This window comes from Methylobacterium sp. 17Sr1-1, assembly GCF_003173775.1.
GTDB lineage: Bacteria > Pseudomonadota > Alphaproteobacteria > Rhizobiales > Beijerinckiaceae > Methylobacterium.
On sequence record NZ_CP029552.1, the window covers coordinates 766,555 to 778,266 of the forward strand.

12 protein-coding genes are annotated in these 11,712 nt (G+C 68.7%); 5 read left to right on the plus strand and 7 right to left on the minus strand.

Annotation, left to right across the window (positions count from 1 at the left end; genetic code table 11):
* Positions 1 to 417 precede the first annotated feature (417 nt).
* Positions 418 to 2,073 (plus strand): DUF6351 family protein, encoded by a 1,656-nt coding sequence (locus DK412_RS03500; RefSeq protein WP_109970815.1) that lies wholly within the window; start codon positions 418 to 420, stop codon positions 2,071 to 2,073.
* Between the two features lie 750 nt (positions 2,074 to 2,823).
* Here DK412_RS03500 and DK412_RS03510 read toward each other — a convergent pair.
* The 4 genes from DK412_RS03510 to DK412_RS03525 all read right to left on the minus strand — a co-directional run bounded on the left by DK412_RS03510 (position 2,824) and on the right by DK412_RS03525 (position 5,675).
* A complete protein-coding gene (locus DK412_RS03510) occupies positions 2,824 to 3,498 on the minus strand; it encodes an LptA/OstA family protein (RefSeq protein ID WP_245447695.1) in 675 nt (224 codons plus the stop codon).
* A gap of 169 nt (positions 3,499 to 3,667) precedes the next feature.
* A complete protein-coding gene (lptC, locus tag DK412_RS03515; RefSeq protein WP_245447410.1) occupies positions 3,668 to 4,396 on the minus strand; it encodes an LPS export ABC transporter periplasmic protein LptC in 729 nt (242 codons plus the stop codon).
* A 202-nt stretch (positions 4,397 to 4,598) separates the two neighbouring features.
* Positions 4,599 to 5,213, minus strand: coding sequence for a ribonuclease H-like domain-containing protein (locus tag DK412_RS03520; protein WP_109970818.1), 615 nt, complete (start codon positions 5,211 to 5,213; stop codon positions 4,599 to 4,601).
* A gap of 78 nt (positions 5,214 to 5,291) precedes the next feature.
* Positions 5,292 to 5,675 (minus strand): helix-hairpin-helix domain-containing protein, encoded by a 384-nt coding sequence (locus DK412_RS03525; RefSeq protein WP_109970819.1) that lies wholly within the window; start codon positions 5,673 to 5,675, stop codon positions 5,292 to 5,294.
* A 251-nt stretch (positions 5,676 to 5,926) separates the two neighbouring features.
* Here DK412_RS03525 and rpmF point away from each other — a divergent pair, with 251 nt between their 5' ends.
* Complete coding sequence (rpmF, locus tag DK412_RS03530; RefSeq protein ID WP_048425702.1) at positions 5,927 to 6,112, plus strand: 50S ribosomal protein L32; 186 nt, start codon at positions 5,927 to 5,929, stop codon at positions 6,110 to 6,112.
* 88 nt (positions 6,113 to 6,200) lie between these two features.
* Here the strand turns inward: rpmF and DK412_RS03535 are convergent, their stop codons facing one another.
* Positions 6,201 to 7,418, minus strand: coding sequence for a YbfB/YjiJ family MFS transporter (locus tag DK412_RS03535; protein ID WP_109970820.1), 1,218 nt, complete (start codon positions 7,416 to 7,418; stop codon positions 6,201 to 6,203).
* Positions 7,419 to 7,492: 74 nt separating this feature from the next.
* On the opposite strand from DK412_RS03535, the gene DK412_RS03540 reads away from it, so the two are divergent.
* On the plus strand, positions 7,493 to 8,356 hold the full coding sequence (locus DK412_RS03540) for a LysR family transcriptional regulator (protein ID WP_204165488.1): 864 nt from the start codon (positions 7,493 to 7,495) through the stop codon (positions 8,354 to 8,356).
* Between the two features lie 34 nt (positions 8,357 to 8,390).
* Here the strand turns inward: DK412_RS03540 and DK412_RS03545 are convergent, their stop codons facing one another.
* On the minus strand, positions 8,391 to 8,609 hold the full coding sequence (locus tag DK412_RS03545) for a hypothetical protein (RefSeq protein ID WP_109970822.1): 219 nt from the start codon (positions 8,607 to 8,609) through the stop codon (positions 8,391 to 8,393).
* A gap of 79 nt (positions 8,610 to 8,688) precedes the next feature.
* The gene (phaR, locus tag DK412_RS03550) at positions 8,689 to 9,297 is read right to left on the minus strand and encodes a polyhydroxyalkanoate synthesis repressor PhaR (RefSeq protein WP_109970823.1); all 609 of its coding nucleotides are present in this window, start codon (positions 9,295 to 9,297) and stop codon (positions 8,689 to 8,691) included.
* 315 nt (positions 9,298 to 9,612) lie between these two features.
* Here phaR and DK412_RS03555 point away from each other — a divergent pair, with 315 nt between their 5' ends.
* Positions 9,613 to 10,794, plus strand: coding sequence for an acetyl-CoA C-acetyltransferase (locus DK412_RS03555; protein WP_109970824.1), 1,182 nt, complete (start codon positions 9,613 to 9,615; stop codon positions 10,792 to 10,794).
* Positions 10,795 to 10,974: 180 nt separating this feature from the next.
* Positions 10,975 to 11,703, plus strand: coding sequence for an acetoacetyl-CoA reductase (gene phbB, locus DK412_RS03560; protein WP_109970825.1), 729 nt, complete (start codon positions 10,975 to 10,977; stop codon positions 11,701 to 11,703).
* The last annotated feature ends 9 nt before the right edge of the window (positions 11,704 to 11,712 follow it).

Genomic DNA, 11,712 nt, shown 5'->3' on the forward strand with positions numbered 1-11,712 from the left:
AAAGCAGGTGTTTCCCGACGACCGAGATGGCCAGCTGGGCATGTTGGCTGGCGCATGACGGGCGCTCCATGGCTCTGCTTGCAACCCAGCTTGGATATCTCAGCTGCGCTCGCGCAATCCATGCTGCCGACCCAAAGCGATCCTTCCATGAGGAAGTGGATCCCGCTACTTAAGTCGAGGCGAACGAGAGCCGGACAGGAAGCAGCCCACCGTGCTGGCACCTGTTTCCGCGCTGAGAGCGATCGGGTGCCGAGTCGCCGATAAATTGAGAGCTCACACAGACGGGAGCGCCTGAACGAACGTTCGAACACTACAATTTTACGCGAGATTTTTCCATAGATGCGTATTGCTGAGTATTATTATCTACTTCCAACAATCTATAACAACGATTTATATCGCTGACAAGGGAGAAGAAGCATGATGAGAGGCTCGCGACTGCTTGTGCTGGCAAGTTTGACGATTGGTCTCGCTGCGACGGGTAATGGGGCGGCCCTGGCGCAGAACGTCGGATCCTTCAGGGATGCCGGACGAGGCGCCTTCGATTACACGAAGATTGCTGCCATGCCGCAGAAGGAGTGCGCCAAGCTTGGGCATTCGGTTTCCGCGGTCGAGGGAACGCGGCTCACCATCCTCGTTGCCGAAACCATCGCAGCCTCCGAAAGCGTCCCAGGCTTCTGCCGCATCGTGGCGGTTCTCGACCCGGAAATCCAAATCGAGGTGGCTCTGCCTCTCGGCTGGAACCGCCGGCTCTACATGCGCGGCAACGGCGGGTATGCAGGCGAGAAGCTCGATGCACCCAACCGGGTGGCCTTCCGTGACGAGGCGCTGAAGCGGGGCTTCGTGGCCGCGCAGACCAATACGGGCCATGATGCCGTGGCCCAGCCACTCGGCTCCTTCGCACAGAACGATCTGGCTAAGCTGATCGACTACAGCCATCGCGCCGTTCACCTGACGGCACAGGCTGCCAAGGATCTGGCGTCCGCATTCTATGGTCGCGCGCCCGCCTTCTCATACTTCGACGGATGCTCGACGGGTGGACGCCAAGGGCTGATGTCCGCTCAGCGTTACCCAGGTGATTTCGACGGCATCGCCGCCGGCGCGCCGGTCCTCAACTTTACGGGGACGATGTATCACTATGTATCCTACTCCCCAAGTCTGGCCAAAGCCGCCTTCACACCCACCCTCCTCACGACACTGGGACGCGCGGTCATTGCAAAGTGTGACGCAGCCGATGGCCTGAAGGACGGACTGATCGCGGATCCGCGCCAGTGCAAGTTCGATCCGAGAGCCGACCTTCCACGCTGCCCCGCAGAGGGGACCTGTTTCAGCGAGGACCAAGTGGCTGCGCTGGAGGTGATCCATGGCGGCATGCAGCACAACGGCCGCACCGTCTTCCCAGGTTGGCCCTGGGGCTCGGCGGCACCAGATGCGTCAGGCGTCAGCGGTTGGGCAGAATGGTTCGTTCTGACTCCTCCGCCGCCTTCTCCTCCCGGCGCCCGCCTCGCCTCGGCTGGTCAGGCGCTCCCGCCCGGCGAGACCCGCCAAAGTGCCTATGCGCAAACCTTTCTGCGCTACTTCGCCGATCAGCCGGCGAGCCGGCCCGACGCGGATTGGCGCACGTTCAACCTTGCCGAGGGCTATCGGTCGGGAGGCCTCATCAGCCAGCTCGTCAACGCGACGAACCCGGACCTGACTGCCTTCAAATCACGTGGCGGGAAGATGATCACGTATTTTGGCTGGGCGGATCCGGCGCTGAATCCCCTCATGGGTATCGGTTATTACGAGGATGCAGCTCGCGCGACACCTGGGATCGAGGATGTCTATCGCTTGTTCATGGTGCCGGGCATGCAGCACTGTGGCGGAGGCGACGCCCCGAACGTCCTTGATCCAGTGACGGCTGTGATCGATTGGGTGGAGACTGGCCGCGCGCCGACGACGCTCACGGCTGTCCAACGTCGGCCCGATGGTTCCGAGCGCAGCAGGCCGCTTTGCCCCTATCCGCAGGTCGCCCGTCACACCGGCGGCGATGCGGACAAAGCCGAGAACTTCGTCTGCAAATCCATCTCGGAGTGAGGGGAGAGGGTTTGGGGCGAGGACACTGGCTGCCCACCAGCTTGGCAGCCTTTTACTGGTTCCGGCTGGCTAAGGCAGCGCCGATCCGGATCGGCGAGGTACCCCCGTGGTTTGTAGCATAGAGGACGGTCGTCCACCTCACGCGGTCGTTCAGCATCTCAGAGCCGGGTGTATGGAAAACATGTGTCTGCCGACAGGGTAATGATCTATGTAAGACCAACGGTCGTTGAAAACGACCTTTGGTTCCGTTCTCGAGTTTTCGTCGCGCCTCTGGCTTGGCATCGAACATTCGAGATGGATCAACGGTCTCGTCGATCTCGGGCCTGCCCGAGATCGACGTTGATGCGTCAGCATCTTAGGCCGTTGGTATAAGCTGACGTGCCCGTCCTTCAGGCTGCGGCCGTAACGTTTGCGCGGCAAGCCCTGTCGGATTGGCAGAGTGCGCGGAAACGTGGCTACAAGGATTTTCCGCACATGCCGGCCGGGTGCCAGCAACGCCTCAGTCTGCCGTTCATTCAAGATTGCCCGCATGACGCTAATCGGCAAGCTTGAGCAGATCGGCTGCAAATGCCCGCGAGGTAAGCAGGAGTACCCGACGAGGTAGCCCTTGTTGAGCGACGGGATGAAACCGAGGTGTGTGATGCTCAAGCCTGCGGGCCGCCCCCATTCTCGGCAGCCGGCCGCACTGTCGAGCCGAACGGCTTGAGGGCTTACGATTCCGCTGCAGATCGATCGCCCTCAACTCCCCGCCTACCCCCGCGGCTTCGGCGCCGCCTTCCCTGCCTGACCGGCCGGCTGCGCACAGCCCGCCTGCTTACCCTTGGCGCTGTCGTCCTTGCCGCCGGGCACGAACATCGCCGAAACCCGCCCACCGGCGACCGGATCCATGTTCGCTCGGCCGGTATTCATGTCGTAGACGAGGCGCGAGCCGCGTGTGACGTTCTGGCACTGGCTCAGGACCACGTTGCCGGTCAGCACGACCCGGTTCGCCACCCGGTCGAACACCGCGTTGTCGCCGCTCGCCACCTGGTCCTTCGACACCACCGTGACCGGGCCGGCGCAGACCACCTGGCGGATCGCGCTGCCGTCGGTGGGATCGGACGCCTTCTCGGCCTTGGCCTCCGCCTTGGGCTCGGGCTTCACCTCGACCTTCGCCGCTTTCTCGACGGGCTTGGCCTCCGCCGGCTGGGCGATGGACGCCTTCGCGTCGGGCTTCACCTCGGGCGCCTTGGGCTCTGCGCCCTTGGGCTCTGCACCCTTGGCCTCGGCCCCCTTCGCCTTCGGGTCCTTCTCCTTGCGCTGGTAGTGCACGGTCATGCTGGAGCAGCGGATCGTGCTCTCGCCCTGCACCGCCACGACGTTGCCGGCGAAGACCGCCTTGTTCTCGCGGTCGAACACGTCGAGCCGGTCGGCGTCGATCTTGATCGGCTCCTTGCCGCCGCCGCTGCCGAAGGCGCCGAAGCCGGAGCCGGCCTCCTTCTTCTTGGCGGCAGGCGCGGCCGGGGTCTCGGCCCGCGGGGCGGAGGGCAGGGCGAGGGCGCCGAGGGTGAGGCAGCCGAGCGCCGCGAGGGCCGGGAGACGGGGACGCACGGGCTCAATCGTCCTTGATCTGGGCCTCGGTGGTCCGCAGCGGCGGAGTCTCGTCCGAGGAATCCTGGGGGGCGTGGCTGGTAAAGACCGCCTTGACGTTGCCGACGAACGAGATGGTCTTGCCGCTCTCGGTCACCTCCAGCCCGTCGGCCTTGATCGAGCCGGTCGGCATCGTGACGGTGACGGCCTCGCGCGACGACATCGCACCGGCCTTGAAGTCGACATGGGCCGAGGTCAGCCGGGCCTCCTGGCCCTTGTCGGTCCAGAGGCGGATGTGCTGGCTCAATTCCAGCGCCTCCTTCTGGGTGTCGAAGATGCCGGCGGTGGCCTCGATATGGGCCAGCCCCCCCGATTCGTCGGTGGTGAGGCGGCCGAGCATGTTCTGCAACTCGATCACGAAGGGCTTGCGCACGTCCTGGAGCGCGGCCTTGGCGGTGACCACGTAGGGGCGGTTGTCCTTCGAGCGGTAGCCCGAGAGGCGCGGGCTCTCCATCGTCACCTTCGAGCCCGAGACGCCGATCGAGCCGAGGCTGACCGAGACGCCGAGATCGGCGAAGGGATTGAGCCAGGTCCCGACCACGATGGCGAGCCCCGCAGCAGCCGCCCCGAGGGGGATCGCGCGCCGCAGCCAGCGCACCTGGGCGCTGTGGCGGCGCGCCCGGGCATGGGCGCGCAGGCGCCGGGGATCGAGGCCCGCGGAGGGGAGCGCGTCGAGCGGGGAAGCTTGCAGCAAGGTCGTGGCCACCTGCATCGTGCCGGGGTGCGGCGGGACGTCAGCGCCCCCTCGTGCTCCGGCCCGGTGTCGAAGTTATGGCCGGCAGGTTAACAGAACGGCGACGCTTCGTCCCGCCGTTCTCATACGATTTCCGATCGATCGCTTCGCGATGCGGAAATCGGCTTCGCTCAAGCGCTGCGCGGGCTTGTGATACGACGCCTCAGCTATGCGCGAAGATGTCGGTCTCGTCCCATTCGAGCAGGTCGAGGCGGGCGCGGGTCGGCAGGAAGTCGAAGCAGGCCTGGGCGATCGCGGTGCGCTCCTCGCGGGCGAGCATCAGGTCGAGCCGCTCGCGCAGGGCATGGAGGTGGAGCACGTCGGAGGCGGCGTAGTCGATCTGCGCCTGGGTCAGGGTGTCGGCGCCCCAATCCGAGGATTGCTGCTGCTTCGACAGGTCGACGCCGATCAGCTCGCGCACCAGGTCCTTCAGGCCATGCCGGTCGGTGTAGGTGCGGGCGAGGCGCGAGGCGATCTTGGTGCAGTAGACCGGTCCCGGCATCACGCCGAGACGATGGGAGAGCACCGCGAGGTCGAAGCGGGCGTAGTGGAAGATCTTGGTCACCGCCGGATCGGCCATCACCCGCTTGAGCACCACCGGCTCGGGACCGACCCGCGGGATCTGCACCAGGTCGGCCTCGCCGTCGCCGCGGGAGATCTGCACCACGCAGAGCCGGTCGCGGTGGGGCTGGAGGCCGAGGGTCTCGGTGTCGACCGCGATGGACGGGCCCGGCACGTAATCGTCGGGCAGGTCGCCGCGGTGCAGGCGGTGGGGCATGGATGAAGCGTCCGGGAAGCGTCGAAAATGGCTCCCCGGCGCCTATCACCCCTCCCGTGGGCCGGCAAGGATGCCCGATCAGCTCTTCTGGCGGGCGATGACCTTGTCCTTGATGCCCTCGTAGACGTTCGACGGGACGATCTTCTTCGACAGGAGCTCGTCCTTGCCGCGATACGGCCGTCCCTTGATGGTCGCCTCGGAGCGGGCCGCGCCGATGCCCGACAGGGTCTCCAGCTCGTCCTTGGAGGCGCTGTTGAGGTCGATGAGGGCCGGCTTGCCGGCGGGCGCGACCTTCGGGGCCTCGGGGGCTTTGGGGGCCGCCGGCGCCGTGGGAGCCGGGGCGGTCGGGGCCGGGCGGGTCGTGGGGGTGGTCGAGGGCGCAGGCGTCTGGGCCAGGGCGGGGCCGGCGCCGAGCAGGGCGGCGACGGCCAGCGCACGGGTCAGGCGGGGGAGACGAATCATCGGGACGCTCCGATCGTGCCGCGCTCGGGGCCGGGCTTCGGCGTCCCGAGCGGCAAGGGCATCATGCCGCCTTCGCCGTTGAACGGCGCCTTAATGGATCCGTGCCGCGAGCGACGGCTTTTTGGAGCGAGTCCCCTAGCCAGGGCGGCGCGTCTCCTCTATAGACCCCGCTCCGAACAGGTTCGCGACGCGCGCGGCGGCTCCGCCCGGGGCGGCCTCGCGCCTGTTTTGTTGCACGGGAAGTAGTTTCAATGGCCGTTCCGAAGCGAAAGACCTCTCCGTCGCGGCGCGGCATGCGCCGTTCCGCCGACGCCCTCAAGGCCCCGACCTACGTCGAGGACAAGGATTCCGGCGAGCTGCGCCGCCCGCACCACATCGACCTGAAGACCGGCATGTACCGTGGTCGCCAGGTGCTGAAGGTCAAGTCCGACGCGTGATCCGGCGTGGCGGCGCTGAACGCGCCGCCGATGACCGGCACGGGATGACGGCGCCCCTCGCGGGCGCCGTTCTCGTTTGTGGGCTCCCTCAGGCCGGGGCGCGGCCGGCCCGCCACAGCCAGAGGGCGGTGAGCACCAGGAGCAGCGTCGCGAGCGCGCCGGTGAGGTCCAGGGCGTCGAGGCCGGCCCAGTGCCCGGGCCCGAGGGCGCGGACCAGGAGCGGGCCGAGGATCTGCCCGGCCGCGAAGGCGGCGGTCATCCGGGCGAGCAGCGGCGTCGGCGCGTCGGGCCGCGCCTCGCGGGCGAGTTGCAGCCCCGCCATGGTGGCGATCATGAAGGTGCCGCCGACCAGCAGCGCCGAGGCCGCGACCGCCCAGAGGGCGTGGACGGCGAGCGGCAGCACGGTGCCGAGGGCCATGATCCCCTGCGCCCCCGCCCAGAGCCGCCGGCGCGGCACCCCCGCGAGGGCCCGGGCCGCGACCGCGACCGAGGTCACCGCGGCGAGGCCGAAGAGCGGCCAGGCCAGGCCGAAGACCAGCGGGTCGGGGGTCAGCTCCCGCGCCATCGCGGGCAGGAACGTCGCCGGCACGATATAGCCGAAACCGAAGGTGCCGTAGCACAGGATGAGGCCGCCCTGGCCGGCGCCCCGGACGGTGGCCGCGGCCTCGCGCTCCGCCGCGCCGGACGGCTCGGCGCCCTGCCTGCGCGACAGGAGCCCGACGGCGAGGGCGCCTGCCGTCGCCACCGCCCCGAGTTCGAGCCACAGATGGACGGCCGGCTGGCGCCCGCCGAGCCAGGCGAGGAGACCGGCGAGCGCGATGCCGAGGCCGACGCCGGTATAGATCCAGGCCCCGAGACGCGGCGCCTGGCGGCGGGCGAGTTCGGCGAGGCACCAGCCGCTGGCGCAGACCAGCGCCCAGGCGCTGAACACTCCGGCCGCCGCCCGCAAGGCGGCGCCGAGGACGACCGGCGCGGGGCTGCCGGCCCCCGCCATGGCGAACGTCGTCAGCGCCACTCCGGCGAGGCTCAGGCGCAGGCCCCGGCCCGGATCGCCCGCGAACCACGCCGCCGTCAGCGCTCCGACGAGGTAGCCGGCATAGTTGGCCGCCGCCCATTCGGCACCGACCGTGCTGGTCACGGCGCCGTCGCGCAGCATCAGCGGCAGGAGCGGCGTGAAGGCGAAGCGGCCGATGCCCATGGCGACCGCGAGGGCGAGGATGCCGCCGGCGACGACCGGGCCGTCGGTCGAGGGCGCGAGTGGGCCGGCCTTCTGGAGGCGGGCGAGGGGAACGTCCGTGGTGCTCATGCGGGCGATCAGACACCCGCCGCATCGTCTTGAAAAATGAATTATCGTGACGCATCATTCTCCTCATGAGAATGATGGACCTCGACGACCTGCACATCTTCCGCGCCGTGGTGCGGGAGGGCGGGGTGACGCGGGCGGCGAGCCTGCTGAACCGGGTGCCGTCCAACGTCACCACCCGGATCAAGCAGTTCGAGGAACGGCTCGGCGTCGCGCTGTTCCGGCGCGAGGGCCGCACGCTGATCCTCACCGAGGCCGGACGCACCCTGCTCGGCCACGCCGAGAAGCTCCTGCAGCTGGCGGACCTGGCCGAGCGGGAGTTGCGCGGCGGCGGCGTGCGCGGGGTCTTGCGGCTCGGCTCGCTCGAGAGCGCCGCCGGCGCCCGGCTGCCGCCGATCCTCTCGGCGTTCCACGCCCGCCATCCCGACGTGACGATCGAGCTGCAGACCGGCACGACCCGGGCGATGCTGCGCCAGCTGGAGCGCCACGAGGTCGAGGCGGCCTTCGTCTCCGAGCCGTTCGAGCGCGGCACCCTGTCCACGATGCCGGCCTTCGACGAGGAGCTGGTGCTGATCACGGCGAAGAGCGCGGGAGAGGACATGGTGGCCCGGACCGTGGTGGCCTTCCCGCACGGCTGCTCCTACCGCCAGCGCCTGTTCGAGTGGCTCGCCGCGGCGGGCCGGTCGCCGGAGCGGATCCTGGAGATGAGCTCCTACCACGCCATCGTCGCCTGCGTGGCCGCCGGCACCGGGGCGGCGATCGTGCCGGCGGAGGTGCTGGACCACGCGGTGCTGGGCCACGCGGTGGCGCGCCACGCGCTGCCGGCCTCGTTGCGGGTCAACCGCACGCACCTGGTCTGGGCGGGCGAGGCGAGCCCGGCCCTGCGCTCGCTGATGGCGCTGGTGCCGCGGGTGGGGGAGCGGGAGGCGGCGGTGGCGTAGGAGCGACCGGAGCGGTCCCCTCATCCGGATGGCGTCAGTCGAGGCTCCCGACGGCGGCGTACCGCGCCGAGGCCACCCGGGAGCGGTCGCGCCGCGACGGCCGCAAGCATCCGCCCGGCCCATCGATCAGCTGGACCAGGAAGGTCGCGAGCGGCCGGGCCGGTACGGCCCGGGGTGTCTCGGATCCCCCGATCGGGACGAGGGCGCGGCCGGGGGCGTCCGGATCCGGGACGGGCGTATCGGGCTGGGACATGGTGGCGGCCCTGACGAGGTGACGACGGACAACGCCGCAAGCCGCCTGCCGTGTTCCCTCCCGCGCCTTCGTCGTCCCGCTACTTCTTCGCCAGGGCTTCGAGCCGGGTCTGCATCTCGGCCATCTGGCGCTTGAGGTCGTCGAGCTCGCCCTTGGGCGCGGCCGGGGCGGGGACCGGCGGCTCGGCCGGCTTGTCCCCGGCGCCGGCGCCGGGCTGCCCGCCGGCGCCGAACGGCGTGAACATCCGCATGGCCTCGCTGAAGAAGCTCATGTTGGCGCGCACCTGCTCCTCCATGGCGTGCTGGAAGGCGGTGGGGCCGAAGGTCTGGGACATCTTCTCGCGCAGGCCGTCCTGCTCGCGGGCGAGATGGTCCATCGAGTATTCGAGGAAGCTCGGCACCATCGCCCGCATGCTGTCGCCGTAGAAGCGGATCAGCTGGCGCAGGAAGGCCACCGGCAGCAGGTTCTCGGCGCCGGCCTTGTTCTCCTGCTCGAAGATGATCTGGGTCAGCACCGAGCGGGTGATGTCCTCACCCGACTTCGCGTCGTAGACCACGAAATCCTCGCCGGCCTGCACCATCGCGGCGAGGTCCTCCAGCGTGACGTAGGTCGAGGTGCCCGTATGATAGAGACGCCGGTTGGCGTACTTCTTGATGACGGTAGGTGTCGACTTGCCGCTCTCCGCCATCGGTGCGTGGCCTCCCTCTTTGCCAGGCTCTTGGCCGACCCCTTGGCGAACCCGGCGGGAACTGGACGGGGCCGGGCGAGCCGAATTTTCACCGGTTCTCATGATTGGACCTTAAGGCCTTCGTGCGCTGGCGAAAATAGCAATCTGCGCGCCGTCCACGCAAACTGGCCGCGCTGCCAGGGCGAGAACCGGCCGTGCACGCCTTGACTTCGCGCAGGGCAACGCTTTCATCCACCCCAAAGCACGCGGGACAAGAGCCGCCGGAAGCGGGCCGCCGGCATCCCGTGACGCTGGGAGAGGGTCAAGGAGAGGCGCATGGCCGAGAAGTCAGATATCGTCATCGTGGGTGCCGCTCGCACGCCGGTCGGCTCGTTCAACGGGGCCTTTGCCACCGTGCCAGCCCACAAGCTCGGCGCGGTCGCCATCAAGGCGGCGCTGGAGCGGGCCAAGGTCTCCCCTGAGGAGGTCGACGAGGTGATCTTCGGCCAGGTGCTCGCCGCCGGCGAGGGCCAGAACCCGGCCCGCCAGGCCGCCATGGCCGCCGGCATCCCGCAGGAGAAGACCGCCTGGGGCCTCAACCAGCTCTGCGGCTCGGGCTTGCGCACCGTCGCGGTCGGCATGCAGCAGATCGCCAACGGCGACGCCGACATCATCGTGGCCGGCGGCCAGGAATCGATGTCGATGGCCCCCCACGCCCAGTACCTGCGCGGCGGCCAGAAGATGGGCGACCTGAAGCTCGTCGACACGATGCTGAAGGACGGCCTGATGGACGCCTTCAACGGCTACCACATGGGCAACACCGCCGAGAACATCGCCCAGCAGTGGCAGCTGACCCGCGAGGAGCAGGACGCCTTCGCCGCCCGGTCGCAGAACAAGGCCGAGGCCGCCAAGAAGGAAGGCCGCTTCAAGGACGAGATCGCCCCCGTCACCGTGCCCGGCCGCAAGGGCGACGTGGTGGTCGATGCCGACGAGTACATCCGCGAGGGCGCGACCCCCGAGGGCATGGCCAAGCTGAAGCCCGCCTTCTCGAAGGACGGCACGGTCACCGCCGGCAACGCCTCGGGCATCAACGACGGCGCCGCCGCCCTGGTGCTGATGTCGGCGGCAGAAGCCGAGAAGCGCGGCCTCAAGCCGCTCGCCCGCATCGCCTCCTGGGCCACCGCCGGCGTCGATCCGAAGATCATGGGCACCGGCCCGATCCCGGCCTCGCGCAAGGCCCTCGAAAAGGCCGGCTGGAAGGCCTCCGACCTCGACCTGATCGAGGCCAACGAGGCCTTCGCGGCCCAGGCGCTCGCGGTCAACAAGGACCTCGGCTTCGACGACGCGAAGGTGAACGTGAACGGCGGCGCCATCGCCATCGGCCACCCGATCGGCGCGTCCGGCGCCCGCGTCCTCGTCACCCTGCTGCACGAGATGCAGCGCCGCGACGCCAAGAAGGGCCTCGCCACGCTCTGCATCGGCGGCGGCATGGGCGTCGCGATGTGCCTGGAGCGGTAAGAGCTCTCTGAAATATTACACTGAGATCAGGAGCGGCCGGGAGCCCGGCCGCTCCACTACAGTTAGTACTTAAAGAAGCGGGACAGCACCCGCCTTCGTTGTGGAACGGCGGCCTTCCGTAAAGTACCACGGGGGCGCGCCGAGGGACGGATCGCTCGAACGCTCACAAGGAGAGGGCACATGGCAGAACGCGTCGCACTGGTCACCGGGGGCACGCGCGGCATCGGCGCTGCGATCTCGAAAGGTCTGAAGGAGGCCGGGTACAAGGTCGCGGCCAATTACGGCGGCAACGACGAGGCCGCGCAGGCCTTCAAGAGCGAGACCGGGATCCCGGTCTTCAAGTTCGACGTCGGCGACGCCGCGGCCTGCGAGGCCGGGATCCGCGCTGCGGAAGGAGAGCTCGGCCCGATCGACATCCTGGTCAACAATGCCGGCATCACCCGGGACGGCATGTTCCACAAGATGACCTTCGAGCAGTGGCAGGCGGTCATCCGCACCAACCTCGACTCGATGTTCACCTGCACCCGTCCGCTGATCGACGGCATGCGCTCGCGCGGGTTCGGCCGCATCATCCTGATCTCGTCCATCAACGGCCAGAAGGGCCAGATGGGCCAGACCAACTACTCCGCCGCCAAGGCCGGCGTGATCGGCTTCGCCAAGGCGCTGGCGCAGGAGAACGCCAACAAGGGCATCACCGTCAACGTGATCGCGCCCGGCTACATCGGCACCGAGATGGTGAAGGCGATCCCTGAGGAGGTGCTGAAGGCCAAGATCCTCCCGCACATCCCGGTCGGCCGTCTCGGCGAGGCCGAGGAGATCGCCCGCGCGGTCGAGTTCCTGGCCGGCGAGCAGGCGGGCTTCATCACCGGCTCGACCCTGACCATCAACGGCGGCCAGTACTTCGCGTGATGTAAAGAG